The following is a 19712-nucleotide window of genomic DNA, read 5'->3' as shown; positions in this document are numbered from 1 at the left end:
TTCATTAATTGACTGTGCCAATTTTCTTATTGTAGTTAATTAAGCTAGATACTGTTGCCAAGAGAATTCCGGCAAAGACGAACACCATAAGGGCTAAGAAATAGGAACCTGTTGTCGATACAATAATACCGATATAAATAGGTGTAATGACACCGGCAATATTCCCGGCAAAATTCATACATCCGCCGACAGTTCCGACATGCTCGCGCTGTGAAATGGCTGCAGGAACACTCCAATATAAGCCGCCCCAGCGCAGAAAGAATAGTGCAAAGGAAAGTGTCGTAATCGCCATGGTTACGGAAGTTGACTTAGTTAAAAGGAAAATTGAGATCGCAGTCATAATACCGGCGATGGACAGCATGGTTCGCATAACGGTATTGTCATTGCCGCCCTTTTCGCGCCATTTATCCGTAATCAATCCGCCGATAATTTCACCAATAAACCCAGCACCAAAAATAATTAAAATCGATCCGCCAATCGCTTTAATGTCAAGGTTTTGTGTTTGTGCCAGATAAGATGGCCCCCAAGTCATCAGCCCATAGAAAACGGTATTAAACGAAAACCAGCCAAGGCACATGCACCAGAAATTCCTTGCGGCTAAGTAGTCCTTTGGACCTATTTTTAGACCAGTGGCATTACGCTTGTGCTCTTCATATTCTTCTTCAAGTGCTTTTCTGATATATTCGCGCTCTGCTTCATTGACTTTTGGGTTGGCATTAGGTCCGCCTTTGATAACCCTCCAGACAAGATAGGCAACAACGATAGTCAAAATACCTGCGCCGATCAATGCACCTCGCCAGCCGCCAAACCAGGCCATAAAGGCAACAATAATCGGTCCTCCTACAGCTGTTCCAAGTGGTGCACCACTATCAATGATGGTAGCGCCGCGGCCCCGTTCGCTTTTGCTCAGCCAAATTGCCTGCAATTTTGACGATCCTGGCATTACCGGTGCTTCTGTAATTCCCAATAACACACGGAGCGTCATCAACATTTTTGGTCCATTAATAAATCCTGTTAAGGTTTGGACAATTCCCCAGCTTAGCGCTGCACCATAGACCACTTTATCCGGACGAATTTTATCCGAAAGCCACCCAGAAGGTATTTGCATAAGGGCATAACCCCAGAAGAAAGAACTTAAGATTACTCCTACAAGAGCTGGATCCAATGCTAGATCCTTTTGAATAGCAGGCATGGCAATCGATAAAACTGCCCGGTCCACATAGTTAATCGTGACAAGCGCAAGTAGCATAATAAACACGCGCCAGCGTACATTCGTTGGTTTGGCAGCGAGTGCCGCATTTGGATTTTTTGAAGCTTTAAGACCAGTTCCACCTTGCATAAAAATCCCCCTTTAATAGATTTCATTGATTTTCCACAAAAAACGAAACCAATGGACGATGTGTTGTGCGTCTATCGAATTACTTGTCAGCCCTCACCTCCTTTCATATTCGATAACACATCTTAGGGGGTTATTAATAAGTTTTATATCGCTGATACTGTTGAATGAACTTTTGAAACCTTATTTCTGAACAGAAACTTTCCACGGCCTTGTTCCCCAATGACATATCCGTCGCGGACAATTTCCTCGCCACGTGACAGCACCCGAGTAATGGTACCCTTGATTTCCATACCTTCGTAAAGATTGTAATCAACATTTTGATATTGTTTTTTATGAGTAATGACCCTTGAAGCATTTGGATTAAATAGGACAAGATCAGCATCGAAACCAATTCCGATACTTCCTTTTTTCGGATAGAGGCCAAATGTTTTGGCCGGCCCAGTGGAGATGACCTCGACAAATTTTTGGAGTGATATTCTTCCCTCATTAACTCCGAAATGATAAACGATGGAGAAAATATCCTCGAGTCCAGGTACACCATTAGGAATCTTTGCAAAATTGTCCCTGCCTAAAGTCTTCTGTCCTTCGAAAAGGAATGGGCAATGGTCCGACCCTACCGTTGAAATTAAGCCAGAGGCAATCCCCTTCCACAGAAGGTCCTGGTTCCATTTTTCACGAAGCGGCGGAGAACAGACATATTTTCCACTTTCAAAATCTGGCAGTTCTAAATAGCTTTCATCAAGAACAAGGTAATGAGGGCATGTTTCCGCGGTTACTTGCACCCCGCGTTTTTTTGCCTCTGCAACTTTTTGAAGTGCATCAGCACAGCTTACATGAACGATGTAAATTGGAGCATTGGCTGCTTCTGCGATGGCAAGCGCTCTTCCGGTTGCCTCTGATTCAGTAATCGGCGGTCTTGTGTAGGCATGATAGATAGGCTCGGTATTTCCTTTTGCAAGAGACTCCGCAATTAATTCATCAATAATATCGCCGTTTTCCGCATGGACATTTGTGATAATCCCTGCTTCCCCCGCTCTTTTCAAGATTTTATACATTTCACGGTCATTCACCATCAACTCGCCCTTGTAGGCCATAAATAGTTTAATAGAAGTAATACCTTCTTTATCTGCGAGGATCGGTAGTTCCTCCAGAACATGTTCGTTGTATTCGCTAATTATGGAGTGAAAACCGTAGTCGATTAGCGACGACTCACCTTTTTTCTTCCATTCTTGTAAATTATCAAGAAGTGTCTGGCCTTTTTTAGGATTGGTAAAATTAATGATGCTGGTAATCCCGCCTGCCGCTGCCGCTCTGGTTCCGCTTACAAAATCGTCAGCCGTTCCAGTGCTTTGGAATGGCCAGGCAAGATGAGTATGTACATCTATTCCTCCAGGAAACACATATTGCCCGCTTGCATCAATGACATTGGCATCTGGAGCTGCTGAATAATGGTTTGTAATTCCGGTAATGACCCCGTTCTCAATAAGGATATCTGCCTTATAAATGTCAGTAGCAGTTACAATGGTTCCATTTTGAATAATGGTTTTCAACTTGTCTTCAATCCTTTCGTGTGGATTTCTTTAAAATAATTATTTTGTGTCGCCTGTCGACAGTTGAAATCACCAAGTTCTGCAAAAAATCCTCTGGCGCCTAGAGCAATAAGGTCCAGAATCATCTGTAGTCTGTCGACAGTTTAAAATATGATGCATTTATCCTTGTGATGACCTTCTTATATTTCTATTCTTTAGTGTATCTAGTGAAAATTTCCTTCAGATGCTCCAAGTCGGTTTCGAGATGTTTGTTCATCATAAATGCTGCCTTGTCTTCATCTCTTCGTTTCATTTGCGCTAAAATATCCTGATGTTCGTTATACACAATCCATTCCCTATTCTCACCTTGAAAGTTTAGGGTTCTGAAATAGTGACTTAATGAGTGTAGATCTCTCAGCTGTTTCTTTAATCTTCTATTTTGGCTGTATTTAATGATTAATTCGTGAAAACGTCCATTTTCGGCAATTAAAGCCTGTCTGTTCCGCTCCCCTTCTACGTCCAAATATTGCTTCGAATCAATGACTGTTTTTTCGATATTCTGCAGTTCCTGGGCTGTGGCAAGCCTGGTTGTTAATCTAGCAGCCAATGACTCTAAGACCATCCGGCACTCGTAAATATCCACGATATCCTTCAAAGTTGGTTTATAGACAGTGATCCTTGACTTTTCATCAATGGCTAATAATCCCTCTTTTTCCAAAGCGCGGACCGCTTCCCTGACAGGACTTCTGCTGATATTTAAATCTCTGGCGATTCTCGCTTCATATATACTATCACCAGGTTTTAAGTCCCCTTGGACAATCATTTCTCTTAGCGTGTTATAGACTTGATCGTAATACCGGACCGGTTTTTCAATGGAAAATGAATCCATTTTTCCTCACCACCTTCTGTAGTCTGTCGACACTTAAAAATCTCTAAAACTAGCAATCTTTACTAAACATAGTTTTATTTGTTAATCAAAATGTTATAATCCACAAAAATATAGTATCACGTTTAATTGGTAAATCCAATAACTATTATTAAAATTTTCCCAAAATTCCATCAGTTTTGTAAACAGATTTTTGTCGACAAAAAAATTGAAATAATTGTCGATAAAAAAACATTTTAAATGCGAAACCAAGACATGCCCTCTTCCGACTATTACATTGTAGTTTGATATTAATGTAGAAAAATAAAATACATAGGAGGTCATCATGCTAAGTCAATCATTAATTGAAGATGTACTAACAGCAGCTTTATCCACTGGCGGCGATTTTTCTGAGATCTTTGTAGAGGATCGGTTTACCAATAACATTACGTTAAGAAGCAGTAAAATTGAAACCGCCCTCTCCGGACGTGATTTTGGGGTTGGGATCCGTGTATTTAAGGGATTGCAAAGTGTCTATGCCTATACCACTGATTTCAGCAAGGACGGTCTGGTGAAGGCTGCGAAAAATGCGGCACAAGCCATTAAAGGAAACAGTGTCATTTCCCCTGCCCCATTTGTTCAAGAGGCGTACGGGACGCTCCACCCGATCCAAATGATGCCGCAAGAGGTCGTTAAATCTCGAAAAATTGCCGTCATGAAAAAGGCATCAGATACTTGCAAAAACTACCATTCTAGTATTTCTCAAGTCACTGTCCGCTTGATGGACGAAGAACAGAATGTTCTAATTGCCAATTCGGAAGGAAAATGGGCCGAAGACAAACGGGTCCGCTCAAGACTGGCCATCCAAGCCGTTGCTGTAAGCGGCAATAAAATGGAAACTGGATTTTACGGACCGGGTGCCCATAGCGGCTTTGAATTTATCGAAAACTTAAATCTCGATCTTTATGCCAACGAAGCTGCCCGGATTGCCGTAACCCTGCTCGATGCCAGCCCGTGCCCGAGCGGCAAATTCCCTGTGATTATTGATAATGAGTTTGGAGGGGTAATTTTTCATGAGGCCTGCGGACATGGCTTAGAGGCTACCGCCGTCGCGAAAAATAATTCTGTATTCGCCAATCGCATCGGGGAAAGAGTTGCTCCGGAAATCGTTACATACATTGATGATGGCACAATTCCAAATGAATGGGGATCCATTAACATCGACGATGAAGGTGAAAAGGCGCGAAAAAATGTGTTAATCGAAAATGGGATTTTAACAGACTATTTAATTGATAAATTTAATTCACGCCGGATGGGAATGGAATCTACGGGTTCCGGCAGAAGGCAATCCTTCCGCTTTGCCCCTACCTCAAGGATGACGAATACGTATATCGCCCCAGGCAAATCAAGACCGGGAGAAATCATCGCGGCGACTGAGAATGGAATATATGCCAAGTACATGGGCGGCGGCCAGGTCAACCCAGCAACAGGGGATTACAACTTTGCCATCATGGAAGCATATGAAGTGAAAAATGGAAAAATAGGCAAGCCCTTAAAGGGTGCCACTTTAATTGGAAATGGCCCGAAAACCTTGCAGCTTGTCGATATGGTTGGCAACAATCTGGGGCATGGTGCGGGAATGTGCGGTTCCTTGAGCGGCAGTATCCCGGTGAACGTCGGCCAGCCAATGATTCGGGTAAGTGAAATCACTGTTGGCGGGACAAAGGGGGAATAAGAGATGAGGATTCAAGAATTTCAGGTGAAGCTATTTGAAGAAGCTGCCGCGATTGGCTTTTCAGATGTAGAAATATATTTTGAAAGGAAAGAAGTTTTTGGCTGCCAAATTTTTAAAGGCGTAATCGACCAATACGAAATCGCGGAAGACGGCGGTGTTTCTTTCCGTGGTATTATTGACGGGAAAATGGGTTACGCCTATACGGAAAAATTAGATGATGCCTCTATCCCCTTTCTATTAAAAAATGCAAAAGAAAATGCTGAGTTCATGCCTGACGAGGATGTGGAAGAAATTTTTGCGGGCAGCAGCTCTTATGAGGACCGGCACTTTTTTTCTACCGCCTTAAATGAGGTAACCATTCCGGAAAAGATTCAATTTATTAAAGACGTGGAACGTGAATTGCTGGCAATGGACCCGCGAATTGTGGCAACAGATTATTGTTTAATTCGTACTACATCGGTAACCAAAAGCCTTTCCAATAATAAAGGATTGTCCTTGAGTGATCAGATGAATTATTTGTATGTCATGGTGGAAGCGATTGTGAAAGATGGGGAGGAAACCAAGACATCCTTTGAATTTAAAGTAACGAAGGACTTCCAAAGTCTGGATGCCAAGGAGATAGCTAAAAGAGCAGCTGAGGAAGCCTTATCACAGTTGGGTTCGAGAAATATTACGAGTAAGGATTACCCTGTCCTGTTACGTAATGATGCAGCCGCCAGCCTGCTGGCTACTTTTTCCGATAATTTTTCGGCGGAAAACACTCAAGCGGGGTTATCTTCACTTAAAAATAAACTGGGTAAGCAAATAGCGAGTTCGATGGTAACAATCGTCGATGATCCATTCCTTGAAGAAGGGCTTGGCAGCAGGAATTTTGACAGTGAAGGAGTAGCAACGGAGAAACTTACCTTGGTGGAATCTGGGGTATTGCAATCCTTCCTCCATAATCTAAAAACAGCTAAAAAGGACCAAACGGTCACAACCGGCCATGCCCAGAAAGATTCCTATAAAGGTGCCGTCAAGGTTGGTCCTTCCAATCTTTATATTCTTCCTTTAGAATCATCTCTGGAAGAGTTGGTTTCTACGATGGCCGAAGGCGTGTTGATTACCAGTTTATCCGGCTTACATTCAGGTGCGAACCAAGTATCCGGTGACTTTTCTGTTGCCGCCAATGGATTTTATGTAAAGGACGGAAAGGTCCATTTTCCGGTCAATCTTATGACGATCGCGGGGAATTTCTATCAGCTTTTGACTGATGTGGAGAAAATAGGCTCCGACCTTACCTTCCCTCTCTCACCAATCGGGTCGCCGTCCCTGTTAATTAAGTCTTTATCCGTTACAGTAGAATAAAGTGGAAAATTTTAATGGGGCTGACTCTAATCTTGGGGTCAGCCCCTCATTGCTTAATGGCTATAAAATTTAATTGACAGGAATCGGATTTAATCATAATGTTATCATTGTTGAAAAAATCCTACCCTTTTTGGTGATCTCTTGTGAAAGAATATGTTGTTGTTCAAAAACAGAAAAGACTAGGTTTGCCCGTTGCTTTTTTAAAACAAGACTTCGTATTCACGGTTTCACTTATATTAGCATTGGCAAGCTGCTTCCTACACCCTCCAAAGCTTGAATATATAAATCTCAAGGTTATCATTAGTTTATTTAACCTTATGGTGGTCAGTAAGGCCTTCGAGGAACTGAAACTATTAGACAAATTCGCGATTTCAATTTTAAATAAATGCCATACTAGCAAAAAAGTATCAGGATTCTCGTTTTTTTATGCTTCTTTTGCTCGATGTTCGTTACCAATGATGTAGCCTTAATAACCTTTGTACCGTTAACAATGATTATTAGCAAAAAGATGAAGATCAACATGATGGAAACGATTATCCTGCAAACTATCGCCGCCAATCTAGGCAGCAGCCTGACACCAATGGGAAATCCGCAGAACCTGTTCATCTTTACTTATTACGGAATTAAACCTTCACAGTTTTTCGGAACGATTTTTCTATTAGCTATTTTGGGAATTGTTTTACTTGGAATTCTATTGATGAGACTAAAAGGGAAAGAATTAAATGTTGTGTTTCCGGCTTCTACTTTAGAGGGAAGAAAAAAAGCGGTGGTTTGGGGAATTGTGTTTACCGTCATCATTGCCTCTATCTTTGGTGTGGTTAGTGACAAGCTTGCCTTATTCCTAACGTTAGCTGCAGTTTGTTTACTAGATATTCATTTATTGAGAAAAATAGATTATACCTTGTTAATTACGTTTATTTGCTTTTTTGTTTTCATCGGAAATATAGCGAATACCAGCATCGTAAACACGTTTGCAAGTGAAAGTCTTGACGGTTCACATTCTGTTTTCTTTACTTCGATTCTTTTAAGCCAATTCATCAGCAATGTTCCTGCCTCCCTCCTGCTGGCAAAATTCACGTCAGATTGGCAGCCGTTATTACTAGGCGTCAACATTGGGGGACTTGGCACGATTATTGCTTCACTGGCAAGTGTCATTTCATATAAACTATTCATTAGGGAGTTTCCAGAAGAAAATAAGAAATACTTAATAAAATTCAGCATTTATAATTTTGCGTTTCTAGCAGGAATAACCCTTATCCAGTATTTTATTGGTGTATAAACCAGCGCCGGGAGCCCTGCCCCCGGCGTTTTACAGTTTAAATGAGTTTATTCTTTAATGAAAGCGACGAATCTTTCGACGACATCATCGACGAATTTCAGAGTTGCTTCTTCTTTCAGAAGTCCTGTTTCTTCATCGAATTTCGTATGTGCCTGGCTGATAAGAATTTCGTTTCCTACAGGTGGTAATAGCTTTACCTGAAGTGCTGTTAAGATTTCACGTATTTGCAGTTGGGCGCGCAGTGTTCCTGCTATGCCCATTGTAGCACCGCCGGTCATAACCGGTTTTCCAATCAAGACTTTATCGACTCGGGACAGCCAATCAAGCGCATTTTTTAACACGCCAGGAATCGACCAGTTGAATTCAGGAGTAATAATAATAACACCGTCAGCTTCTTTAACCTTTCTCTTGAACTCCAATACAAGCTCAGAAGGATTAAATTCATCATCTTGGTTATAATGCGGAAGTTGTCCGATTTCAAGAATCTCTAATTCAATGTTTTGAACAAACCTCTCCTTAATCGTTTCTGCCAAACCCCTATTATAAGAATCTTTCCGTAAACTTCCCACAATTGCTACTAATTTCATTTTTGTCACACCTCTTTATGTAGTAATAAAAAACGTTTACTTAAAAGATTATAGGTATAAAAATTTTAACTTTCAACAAAGGTGCCTAACAGCAAAATCCATTACTCGAGGACTAATAGGACCAATTACTCATTTTAATATTTGATAACCCCTTTATTTTAAAAGAAAAACTTTCACCTTTTGGAAAAATATCTCTTAAAGTTAAGCAGAAAAAACAGGCCAAGTTTACTAATTACTCCATGTGATTGTATACTAATATTTGAATTTTGTTTATTATTTAGGTGGTTTTCGTAAACTTTGCAGTTTTAAATTGCAACCATGTTGGTGAATTTCTCCCTTGAGCGTTTATTGGTTACCGTAGCGGTGGATTTTGCTCGGTTTCGGGCACCAATACCACTTTATTGGTTACCATACCAATGGATTTTGCACAGTTCTAGGCACCAATACGCTTTCTTGGTTACCGTACCGATGGATTTTGCACAGTTCCAGGCAACAATGCGCTTTATTGATTACCGTAGCGGTAGATTTTGCTCGGTTTCGGGCACCAATACGCTTTATTGGTTACCGTAGCGGAAGATTTTGCTCGGTTTCGGGCACCAATACCCTTTATTGGTTACCGTACCGATGAATTTTGCACAGTTCCAGGCACCAATACGCTTTATTGGTTACCGTACCGATGGACTTGGCACAGTTTCGGGCACCAATACGCTTTATTGATTACCGTAGCGGAAGATTTTGCTCGGTTTCGGGCACCAATACCCTTTATTGATTACCGTAGCGATAGATTTTGCTCGGTTTCGGGCACCAATACGCTTTATTGGTTACCGTACCAAGGGACTTTGCACAGTTTCGGGCGCCAATACGCTATATTGGTTACCGTACCGATGGACTTGGCACAGTTTCGGGCTTCAATACCCTTAATTGGTTACCGTACCGATGGATTTTGCACAGTTTCGGGCATCAATACCCTTAATTGGTTGCCAAACTGGTGATTTTACCAAGTGTTCGGTGTAGAAAGTCTTTTATTACCTTGTGCAAGTCTTCAAGCACATGGAAGTATAAGAGGAAATAAGTTATTTTTATCCTAAAGTAGTGCTTTAATATGGAAAAACAATTTCTTTTAGAAAAGGGACATTTTTTAAATCTAGGTGGTGTCATTAGTTACTGTGATTTTAGTTATCGACAACTATGATTCGTTCACGTTCAATTTAGTCCAATACATCCGTAATATCGGTGAAGAAGTAGTGGTGATTCGGAATGACCAGTTAACCTTGGAAACAATAGAAATCATGCAGCCTGATTTTATTTTGATTTCTCCCGGACCGGGAAATCCAGATACCGCTGGTCTATGTTTGGAAGTTGTAAAAAGATTTCATCGGGAAATACCTATATTGGGTGTCTGCCTTGGGCATCAGACCATTGCCCAAGCATTTGGCGGAAACGTTATTAAAGCTGCTAAACCAATGCATGGAAAAATTTCTTTCATCAAGCATGACAAGCGTGGTGTCTTCACAGGACTGCCTTCACCATTTCAAGTCACACGATATCATTCATTAATAGTCGAAAAATCCACCCTTCCCCCCTGCTTAGAGATTAGTGCTAGAAGTGAGGACGGGGAAATTATGGCCCTTCGCCATAAGGAATATAAAGTGGAAGGCGTTCAATTTCATCCAGAATCTATTTTAACGGAAAACGGAATGGACATGCTCCGAAATTTTTTTATAAAGGAAAAGACAAATGAAACATAAAGCACCTCTATTAACCTTCGAATTTGCCGATTCATCTGGGGAAATTAAGCCGCTTGCATTTCAAAATCCAATTGAGGTTATTGTGGCTCAGACAATTGCAGAGGTATTGCCAAGCTTTAAACGCCTTCAAGAATGGGTGGACAATGGCTATTATGCAGCGGGGTTTCTGTCATATGAAAGTGCGCCAGCCTTTGATTCGGCTTTTAAAGTTGTGGATGGCGGCAGCTATCCCCTGCTTTGGTTTGGTATTTTTCAAGAACCGATCTATCAACAGGTTAGCAGTAACGGCGACTATACACATACGGACTGGGTTCCGTCTGTTAATATGGATCAGTATTATCAAGCGATAGATTTCATTAAACAATCCATTGAATGCGGCGATACATACCAGACCAACTATACGATTAGGTTAAACTCACACATTCAAGGAGACGATCTTGCTTTTTTTGAAAAACTAAAAAAAGCTCAGTCATCGAATTATTGTGCTTACATTAATACTGGTGATCAGAGTATTTTATCAGCCTCTCCTGAATTGTTTTTTCACTGGAATGGCAGTCATATCACAACCCGGCCGATGAAAGGTACAATAAAAAGAGGAAAAACATTGGAGGAAGATAAAGCAAATTCGAACTGGCTTTTCGATTCGAAAAAAAACCGGGCAGAGAACCTGATGATTGTGGACCTATTGCGAAATGATTTAGGGATGATCGCCGAGCCGGGCACAGTTTCAGTTCCAAAGCTTTTTGAAATAGAACATTATCCGACCGTACATCAAATGACCTCAACGATAACGGCAGAGGTTGCTGATAATATCAAACTCGTTGATATATTTAAGGCCCTTTTTCCATGCGGGTCTATAACAGGCGCACCTAAGATTAGCACGATGAAAATCATTTCCGATTTGGAAACAGAACCGCGTGATGTTTATTGCGGTGCGATTGGATATATCACGCCGAACAAGGAAGCTATTTTTAATGTACCAATTAGAACCGTTTTGGTTGATCATCTTTCAGGTAAGGCCACCTACGGTGTGGGTGGTGGAATCACTTGGGATTCTACCTCTCTTGGCGAGTATGAAGAAATTCTCACTAAAGCAGGTCTGCTTGAAGCGGACAGTCCGGAGTTTCAATTGTTAGAAAGTTTGTTATTGGACGATGGCAGCTTCTTTTTATTAGATGAGCATCTCCAACGCTTGAAGAACTCAGCAGAATACTTCGCTTTCCCATTTGATTTTGATGGTATCAGAAGGACTTTGAATGATTTTTCAATTAACCATAATACTGGTCAATTGAAAGTTCGTCTTCGCTTGGACCAGCAAGGCAAGTTTTCAATCGAAGGTAGTCCTATTAACCAAATGGATTCTGTCGTAAAGGTTACTCTTGCAGACAAACCAGTTACCAAGGAACACCTATTTCTATATCATAAGACAACGTATCGTGACATTTATACGCAATTCCAGAAGAAAAAACCGGGTGACATTTTCGATGTCATTCTTTGGAATGCAGATGAAGAATTAACGGAATTTACAAATGGGAACATCGTTTTGCAAATAGGCGGATTATTATGGACACCCTCCATAAAAAGCGGACTATTAGCTGGTACTTTTCGTGATATTCTTATAAAAAATGGTGAGATCCAAGAAAAAACACTCACGCTTGCAGATCTGTATAATAGCGAGAAAATCTGGTTTATTAACAGTGTCCGTAAATGGATGGAAGTACAATTAGTTTAACGCGTTTATGAGGAGGAGTGCACGTGCACCTTCCTCCTCTTTTTTAATCTCCCCATACAGTCCTCTACTCCATCTTACATTCATTAGCAGATTCTACTATTTTCATAATGTTTATATAATATTTTAAAATAGCAAATTTCTACAAAAAACTCTTTATTCGTAATAAAACCTAGCAAAATCAGTCGTTTGTTATCGAGAACATTTTATTTTCTGCTTTCTGTTAATACTGTATTATTATATTGAAATTCATATTTTATTTTTGAAAAATTTAGGGGGTGTATAATTTGTTTGTTCTTTAAAATGAACGTCATTCTTTATATCGGGGGAGGTTTTTGCTTATGAAAAAAAGATTAAAAATCTTGTTTACCGTCATTTTGTGTTTATTACTTTTGTTTCAGGCGTCTGGTCAGACTACTATCGCCAAAGTAGAAAGCAAAACCAAAAATAGTACAGAGGTAGTCAACAAGAAAAAGAGCAAAATTACTGCTGCTGACCGACAAGCTGCTGCTGACCGATTATCAGTTAAAATGGAGGCAGTAAATAGCCAAGACGCAACACCTACGCTTACGCCGGGCGCAACTCCGGATTACTTTGGCAAAATTCCTAATTACGCCAACAGTCAGCTTCCCACTGATGGACCAGTCGTGAAAATCAACGGCGACGGTACAGGAGCTGCAGCCACCGCAACCGTAGCAAATGGAGTTATTTCTGAAATTACGATCGTTGATGGCGGTTCTGGATATTCTATCCCTCCTACTATTGAAATCTCTGGTGGCAACGGAACAGGAGCTGCTGCAGAAGCAATAGTGGAAAACGGAGTAGTGAAAAGCATTACGATCACTAACGGCGGCAGCGGTTATGTAAGAACTGGGGGCATCCGAAAGTTTGTCGATTCACTACCAGGATTAGGAGCAAATAATGCCAACAATCTTGGTCAGTATATACCTGTAGCCGTACCAGATACAACAACCTATAATGGCTCAGATTATTATATCATCGAACTCCGGCAGTATACCGAAAAGCTTCACAGTGACCTGCCTCCCACAACCCTTAGAGGCTATCGGCAAATAGACTCTCAAGGTAACCCTATCACCAACTTCAACTACCTTGGACCAATGATTATTGCTCAGAAGGACCGCCCTGTTAGGGTAAAATTTATCAATCATCTTTCAACAGGTGAAGGAGGAAATTTATTCTTACCAGTAGATACCACTGTTATGGGCGCTGGCCTTGGTGACAAGGGGTTGAAAGTAACACCAGGTTACCCGCTAAATTACACACAGAATCGGGCTACCCTGCATTTGCATGGTGGAAATACTCCATGGATTAGCGATGGTACACAACATCAATGGATTACTCCGGCAGGAGAAAAAACCGATTACCCACAAGGAGTTAGCGTTCAAAATGTTCCAGATATGGCCACTCCTGAACCGGGCTCACAAACCTTCTATTACACCAATCAACAAAGTGCTAGATTAATGTTTTACCATGATCACTCATATGGTATCACTAGACTTAATGTATATGCGGGTGAATCTGCTGGCTACATCCTTGAAGACTCAGCAGAAAAAGCATTAATCGACGCGGGAGTTATCCCCGCAGAGCAAATGCCGCTTATTATTCAGGACAAGACCTTTGTCCCAAATGACACTCAACTAGCCGCAACAGACCCGACTTGGGATAAATCCAAATGGGGCGGTGAAGGAAATCTCTGGTTTCCGCATGTTTATATGCCAAACCAAAATCCTTACGATATTGAAGGGGCAAACGCGATGGGGAGATGGGACTATGGACCATGGTTCTGGCCGCCATTTACAGGGATCGTGAACGGTCCAGTTTCAAACCCTTATTATGACCCGGTCAATGCACCGTGGGAACCGCCGGTAATCCCAGGAGTTCCGAATGTATCGGTTGTCCCAGAAAGTTTCATGGATACTCCGCTTGTTAACGGAACCGCCTACCCATTCCTTAAGGTTGGAAAAAAAGCTTATCGTTTCAGGATTTTAAACGCCAGTAACGACCGCTTCTTTAATCTGCAGCTTTATTTTGCTAAGTCAAACGATGCGATGTGGGATGATAACGGCAACTTAAATAATCCAAATGCTGGAGAAGTGAACATGGTGCCGGCCGTTCCAAAGGCGGGTCTTCCCAGCACTTGGCCAACAGATGGCCGTGATGGCGGTGTCCCTGATCCAGCGGCATCAGGTCCAAGCATGATCCAAATCGGAACTGAAAGCGGCTTTTTGCCAAATCCTGTTGTCCTGCCGAATACACCAGTTGGCTACGATTATGACCGCCGCAGTATGACGGTCTTAAATGTTACAAATAAAACCCTTTTCCTTGGTCCTGCTGAGCGTGCCGATGTCATTATCGATTTTTCCGGTGTTCCTGATGGTTCTAAGCTTATTCTCTATAACGATGCACCTGCACCGGTTCCGGCATTTGACACCCGCTATGATTATTACACTGGGGACCCAGATCAAACTGACACAGGCGGTGCACCGTCTACCCTGCCTGGATATGGGCCGAACACAAGGACAATTATGCAGTTTCAGGTTTCTGCCAATCTTGGAACAGGTAATACCTTTAATTTAGATACATTGAAAAAACAATTGCCAACCGCTTATGCAAAATTTCAAGATAAACCAATAGTCCCTCAGGCAGGTTACAACAATGCTTTCGGTACCACCTATCCTGCTGATGGCTATGCAAGAATTTTTGATACCTCGATGACCTACTTTAACGGCCCATTGACCGGTTTGAATTTAACCAATGGCGGGTCTGGTTATACTTCTGAACCTATAGTTACCATATCAGGAGGCGGCGGGTCGGGTGCTGCAGCAACAGCTACATTGGCACCAAGAGCAGTTGAGTCGATTGGCATGACTAATGGTGGATCCGGTTACACTAGCGTCCCACAGGTTTCTGTTATAGGCGGGGGTGGTTCCGGAGCAAAGGCGACAGCTAGTCTAGCCCCTACATCCATTGCAAATATAAACGTTACAAACGGCGGTAACAGGTACACTTCACCACCTGATGTAAAAATTTCTGGCGGTAATGGTTCCGGCGCGGCGGCAACAGCCACGGTGAAAGGCGGTAAGGTTATAGCAGTAACTTTATCGAATCCAGGCTCCGGCTATACGTCTGCACCAACAATCCAGTTTGTTGGCGGCGGTGGATCGGGTGCAGCAGCTACGGCCAATCTTAACTCGACATCAGTTGATAAAATAACGCTTACCAATGGCGGGTCAGGCTTTAGTTCTATACCTACCGTCACAATAACAGGTGGCGGTGGATCGGGTGCCAAAGCCTCAGCCACTCTTGCTCCGGCAGCTGTCGCTAGCGTACAATTGGTCAGTGGAGGTGATGGCTATGGTTCGGCCCCAAATGTTAGTGTTAGTGGCGGGGGCGGGTCAGGAGCAACAGCTGAACCGCTAGGGCTAACCATGGAAATGCAGCCTAAATCAATTATAGAAGACTTTGATGTGAATTACGGAAGAATGAATTCGATGTTAGGGGTCGAAGTGCCTCACACAAGTGCTAATGTACAAACCTCCATCCCATATGTTGACATTGATCCGCCAACAGAAATATTTAAAAACTCTGATGCAGCCGTTCCTTTAGGGGCGCTGGCGGATGGTACACAAATATGGAAAATCACCCATAACGGTGTGGACACACATGCAATGCACTGGCATATGTTTGATGTGCAATTAATTAACCGCGTAGGTTGGGATGGTATGATCAAGGCTCCGGATCTAAATGAATTGGGCTGGAAGGATACAATTCGCATGAATCCATTAGAAGATGTGATTATTGCGATGAGACCGATAATTCCAGATGTCCCGTTCGATCTGCCTAACAGCATACGGCCGCTTGATCCGACGATGCCACTCGGGTCGACGATGGGCTTCATGAACGTAGATCCGACCAATCAACCGGCCGCAGTCACAAACCAATTGGTGAACTTTGGTTGGGAATACCTGTGGCATTGCCATCTGCTTGGACATGAAGAAAATATTATGATGCGGCCGATGGTCGTAACGTTTGCTCCAAAGGCTCCAGAGTCCCCCGCAGCAGTTGCAGGCAAAACGGGTGTGACCCTAACCTGGACAGACCGGTCACTGAATGAAACCGACTTTTTAATTCAGCGGGCTGCCTCACCTAATGGGCCATGGACCAATGTTGGGACAGTAGCAGGTGCTAAAGGAGTAGGTGGCAACGGTACATTTTTAGATAAGTCTGTATCGAAGAAAAAAACCTATTTTTACAGGATAATCGCCAGTAATACAACAGGCTACACTCAGAAATACTCAGCGCCAACCGTTGGCTTTCCGACCATGACGGAAAATTCACAACCGACAACTCCGATTTCTGTTATAACCCAATAAAAAAACGAACTCCGGATTTATTAACGTAATCCGGAGTTCTTATTTTGTAACTTTATAGTAGCCATAGTCACTATCTCCACATGTGATAATAAGAATTATATTCGATTATACTCTTTCATTATCCGTAATAGATCTTGATGGTTAATCGCTTCAACCTTATGCCCGTAAGGTTTCACGGTTGTCATTGTTTCTGCTGCAATAAGGGCATTCACTACAGACTCATCAACTGACTGGCAAACCGCTTCATATATCGGGTCAAAAACTTCGTCATTAACAAACTCCATTTTCAGTTTTTCTGGTGCTGATTGCGGAATATCCATTTCATTTGCTGTAGAAAAAGCGAGAAAAATATCTCCTGAACTGTTCCCGCCAGGGCTTCCACTTCTCCCAATGCCAATTGCAGCACGTTTAGCAACCCGCCGCAGCTGATGTGGAAGCATCGGTATGTCGGTTCCGATTATGACAATAATGGAGCCCTGCTCTTTTTCCAATAGTTTGTCTTTCGGCATATGTTTTCCGACCGGTACACCTAAAATGGTAAGCCACTCACGCAATCCAAAATTGGCTTGGACAAGGACCCCTATATGATGTGTCCGGCCGTTGATGTTAACAACACGTGAGGAAGTACCCGTACCTCCTTTAAACTCATAGCAAATCATCCCTGTTCCACCGCCGACATTGCCTTCTGCGACTTGCCCTGGTTTTGCATTATTAATAGCCGAAAGCACATGTTCTTCAGAAATATGCTGTCCGTTAATGTCATTAAGGACGCCATCATAGGTTTCGGCAATTACAGGCATTGCCCATAAATGATCATTGCTGAACTGGTCGCCAAAATGGTTTATCATCCATTTTGTGGTGGCATGATGAGCCATTCCTACCGAGTGAGTATTGGTGATGCAGATGGGGCTTAGAAAGTAGCCGGCATCGTTCACCCAATGTACTCCTGTCATCTCGCCATTTCCATTTAAACTATAAAAACCGGCCCAAATTGGCTGCATCGTATTCTTTTTTCCTCGTGGCAAGATGGCCGTTACTCCAGTACGGATGGGGCCTTTGCTGATTTGAACCGGACCTTCCCCTTCGATAATGGTCGTAAAACCAATTTCGACTCCTGGTACATCTGTTAAAGCATTATGTTCTCCTGTCATACCAGGGAATGGCAGACCAAGATCACGAGCACGCTTTTTACCCATATTACAACTCCTCCTAACTACGAACCAAAGGGGCTCTTCCCACCCCATTAAGATTTACGGAGTGAAGCGGCCCCCTCACCTGTTGTTATTTAATTTTATATTCGTATTTGTCCAGTATCCACTGTGGAAATTCCATCCGGGCAGTCATGAGTGGGTCGACGATTTGGCAAATTCTTAAGTCTCCTACTAAGGATAGAAGCATCCCTGCTTCATCTACGTCAATTCCTAACTGTTGGACTAAGAATTGATGCATATTGATCGTTGCCAGTTTGGCGGCATCATCCAAAGTTTCGGCCGAAGCGATGGCAATTAGCTTCTCTTCGCTCACAAGCATTGGCAATGGATATGATTCTTCTTTTAATACACCCACCTTCACCGTTACTTCACCCGGTATTTCCAATCCGCAAATGACAATTTCCCCATCGGCCATTACGGCATGCAGGTCTCCCATTGAAAGCAGAGCCCCCGGAACATTTACCGGTAAATAAAGAGTGGAGCCCTTTATAATCTGTTTGCAATCCATATTGCCGCCATGTTGGCCTGGTGTACCAGTCGGAATTTCCTCCCTGCCAGGAGCGGTACCGATAACACCAATCATCGGTTTAATAGGGATATGAATTTTATCATTGAAAATAGCTTTCCCTTCCTGAATTGGAATAATTTTTGTCGTTTCGCCCGACACATAATCCCGTAAAACTCCAAGCTTTGGTGTGGTCGTCATGACACCTTTCTGGTCTATTTTAATTTCCAATATCTCTACTTTTAGAATATCCCCCGGCTCCGCCCCTTCTACAAACAATGGGCCTGTGGCAGGGTTGATCTGTTCCCAGCCGACCGAGCTGAAAAGCTGATCCTCCCGCTGGATTTGATTGCTAAAGCAGTCATACGTTTCGAACACCACCGTGCTGCCAGCCTGAACTTTTTTAACAGGCTTATTGTTCGGTGACATCGTCAGTACGCCTTGTTCCTTGCGAATTATTTCCATGATTACAACTCCCTCTAAAAAATTAGCCCGCTGTAAGTGTATAGGACACCTGTCCATCAGCGCCGACATCCACCAACGCTCCTCTTAGCAAACCTTGGTCATAGTCTGTTCCGGCGTTAATGCAGATGGTTCTCCCTAATGTCGTCACACCGCGGCTTTCATGAACATTCCCGTGCAAAGATAGGAGCGGCTGGTATTTTTCAATCGCCTCGCGCACCGCTTTGCTTCCTGCTGGACCGGTTGCTAGTGAATCTCCATCAAGCACAGGCTTTAATTCATCATCATATAAGGTCCCTTGATCTAAGTCAGTATCATAAGGAGGGATATGAATATTAAAAATGCAGCGATTCATGTCCTTCACCTGCGAGGCCAATTGTTCGATTTTCTCTGCCAGATCTTCCTCGCTAAATTCCCTTGGGTACTTAAACACACTCGGCTTTCCGCCGCCCACCGAGAGAATCTCAAACCCATTTACTTCAATAATTTTTCCATCACCGTTGGCGACAAAGCTTCCCGCGTTGATCAGTTCATCTAAATAAAAATCATCGACACTTCCAGGAATCAAGATGCAGGGAATTCCTGCCGCCGAAAATCGCTCATCTGCCAACCGAATCCACTCCTGAAGGACTTCAATCTGCTTCTCTTTGATGATCAGCTCGGCATCATTTTCGTTTAAACGATTTAATTCATCCTCTGAAACTAAGAAGGGATAGAATCCGGCATCCCTAAGATTACGCTCCAAGTCTGGCAATTCCTTCTCTTTTTTCACTTTAACGGTTGAGCCGTAATACCGGCAAGTATAAACGCCGTTTTTTTCCACAATCGGAACAACCATTTTCCCTGTTAAATCCCCTCCAAAAATAACTAAGTCAGCTTTATAAAACTTCCCGGCATTCGTGAATTTTCGGAAGGCTGTTTCACCGCCATGCAGGTCTGCTGCATAAAAAATTTTCACTTAGCTCACCCCACTACATTTTTT

12 protein-coding genes and 1 pseudogene are annotated in these 19712 nt (G+C 42.6%); 6 read left to right on the top strand and 7 right to left on the bottom strand.

Features of this window, described 5'->3' with window-relative positions; genetic code table 11:
• Nucleotides 1-4: 4 nt before the first annotated feature.
• From KHA99_RS00730 to KHA99_RS00720, 3 genes are all read right to left on the bottom strand, one after another.
• Entirely contained in the window at nt 5-1339 is a 1335-nt protein-coding gene (locus KHA99_RS00730) for an MFS transporter (RefSeq protein ID WP_213115523.1), read from the bottom strand.
• Between the two features lie 143 nt (nt 1340-1482).
• Nucleotides 1483-2889 (bottom strand): dihydropyrimidinase, encoded by a 1407-nt coding sequence (gene hydA, locus KHA99_RS00725; protein ID WP_213115522.1) that lies wholly within the window; start codon nt 2887-2889, stop codon nt 1483-1485.
• 187 nt (nt 2890-3076) lie between these two features.
• Nucleotides 3077-3757 carry a GntR family transcriptional regulator gene (locus KHA99_RS00720; protein ID WP_213115521.1) on the bottom strand — a complete coding sequence of 227 codons (681 nt, stop codon included), beginning with the start codon at nt 3755-3757 and terminating at the stop codon, nt 3077-3079.
• Between the two features lie 322 nt (nt 3758-4079).
• Here KHA99_RS00720 and KHA99_RS00715 point away from each other — a divergent pair, with 322 nt between their 5' ends.
• The 3 genes and pseudogenes from KHA99_RS00715 (at nt 4080) to KHA99_RS00705 (ending at nt 8094) form a co-directional block, all read left to right on the top strand.
• A complete protein-coding gene (locus tag KHA99_RS00715; RefSeq protein WP_213115520.1) occupies nt 4080-5468 on the top strand; it encodes a TldD/PmbA family protein in 1389 nt (462 codons plus the stop codon).
• Nucleotides 5469-5471: 3 nt separating this feature from the next.
• Nucleotides 5472-6815: a TldD/PmbA family protein gene (locus KHA99_RS00710; RefSeq protein WP_213115519.1), complete on the top strand. Its 1344-nt coding sequence runs from the start codon at nt 5472-5474 to the stop codon at nt 6813-6815.
• Nucleotides 6816-6958: 143 nt separating this feature from the next.
• A pseudogene (locus tag KHA99_RS00705) lies at nt 6959-8094 on the top strand (SLC13 family permease).
• A gap of 47 nt (nt 8095-8141) precedes the next feature.
• Here the strand turns inward: KHA99_RS00705 and KHA99_RS00700 are convergent.
• Nucleotides 8142-8681 (bottom strand): NADPH-dependent FMN reductase, encoded by a 540-nt coding sequence (locus KHA99_RS00700; RefSeq protein ID WP_213115518.1) that lies wholly within the window; start codon nt 8679-8681, stop codon nt 8142-8144.
• A gap of 1166 nt (nt 8682-9847) precedes the next feature.
• On the opposite strand from KHA99_RS00700, the gene KHA99_RS00695 reads away from it, so the two are divergent.
• The 3 genes from KHA99_RS00695 to KHA99_RS00685 all read left to right on the top strand — a co-directional run bounded on the left by KHA99_RS00695 (nt 9848) and on the right by KHA99_RS00685 (nt 16552).
• The gene (locus KHA99_RS00695; protein WP_213115517.1) at nt 9848-10429 is read left to right on the top strand and encodes an anthranilate synthase component II; all 582 of its coding nucleotides are present in this window, start codon (nt 9848-9850) and stop codon (nt 10427-10429) included.
• Nucleotides 10419-12161, top strand: a complete 1743-nt coding sequence (gene pabB / locus KHA99_RS00690) for an aminodeoxychorismate synthase component I (protein WP_213115516.1) — start codon at nt 10419-10421, stop codon at nt 12159-12161. The genes KHA99_RS00695 and pabB overlap by 11 nt, the downstream gene beginning before the upstream one ends.
• A 338-nt stretch (nt 12162-12499) precedes the next feature.
• Nucleotides 12500-16552 carry a cupredoxin domain-containing protein gene (locus tag KHA99_RS00685; protein WP_213115515.1) on the top strand — a complete coding sequence of 1351 codons (4053 nt, stop codon included), beginning with the start codon at nt 12500-12502 and terminating at the stop codon, nt 16550-16552.
• 95 nt (nt 16553-16647) lie between these two features.
• Here the strand turns inward: KHA99_RS00685 and KHA99_RS00680 are convergent, their stop codons facing one another.
• The 3 genes from KHA99_RS00680 to KHA99_RS00670 all read right to left on the bottom strand — a co-directional run bounded on the left by KHA99_RS00680 (nt 16648) and on the right by KHA99_RS00670 (nt 19688).
• On the bottom strand, nt 16648-17748 hold the full coding sequence (locus KHA99_RS00680; RefSeq protein WP_213115514.1) for a DmpA family aminopeptidase: 1101 nt from the start codon (nt 17746-17748) through the stop codon (nt 16648-16650).
• 85 nt (nt 17749-17833) lie between these two features.
• Nucleotides 17834-18733 carry an acetamidase/formamidase family protein gene (locus KHA99_RS00675; protein WP_213115513.1) on the bottom strand — a complete coding sequence of 300 codons (900 nt, stop codon included), beginning with the start codon at nt 18731-18733 and terminating at the stop codon, nt 17834-17836.
• Between the two features lie 22 nt (nt 18734-18755).
• Nucleotides 18756-19688, bottom strand: coding sequence for a metallophosphoesterase family protein (locus KHA99_RS00670; protein WP_213115512.1), 933 nt, complete (start codon nt 19686-19688; stop codon nt 18756-18758).
• Between the last annotated feature and the right edge of the window lie 24 nt (nt 19689-19712).

This window comes from Neobacillus rhizophilus (assembly GCF_018343535.1).
Classification (GTDB): Bacteria; Bacillota; Bacilli; order Bacillales; family Cytobacillaceae; genus Neobacillus; species Neobacillus rhizophilus.
This window is presented reverse-complemented; position numbering and strand designations above follow the sequence as displayed.

Coding starts and splice junctions, on each gene's coding strand:
- KHA99_RS00675 (WP_213115513.1), bottom strand. CDS start 18,733: ATGGAAATAATTCGCAAGGAACAAGGCGTACTGACGATGTCACCGAAC.
- KHA99_RS00700 (WP_213115518.1), bottom strand. CDS start 8,681: ATGAAATTAGTAGCAATTGTGGGAAGTTTACGGAAAGATTCTTATAAT.
- KHA99_RS00715 (WP_213115520.1), top strand. CDS start 4,080: ATGCTAAGTCAATCATTAATTGAAGATGTACTAACAGCAGCTTTATCC.
- pabB (WP_213115516.1), top strand. CDS start 10,419: ATGAAACATAAAGCACCTCTATTAACCTTCGAATTTGCCGATTCATCT.
- KHA99_RS00720 (WP_213115521.1), bottom strand. CDS start 3,757: ATGGATTCATTTTCCATTGAAAAACCGGTCCGGTATTACGATCAAGTC.
- KHA99_RS00710 (WP_213115519.1), top strand. CDS start 5,472: ATGAGGATTCAAGAATTTCAGGTGAAGCTATTTGAAGAAGCTGCCGCG.
- KHA99_RS00685 (WP_213115515.1), top strand. CDS start 12,500: ATGAAAAAAAGATTAAAAATCTTGTTTACCGTCATTTTGTGTTTATTA.
- KHA99_RS00730 (WP_213115523.1), bottom strand. CDS start 1,339: ATGCAAGGTGGAACTGGTCTTAAAGCTTCAAAAAATCCAAATGCGGCA.
- KHA99_RS00680 (WP_213115514.1), bottom strand. CDS start 17,748: ATGGGTAAAAAGCGTGCTCGTGATCTTGGTCTGCCATTCCCTGGTATG.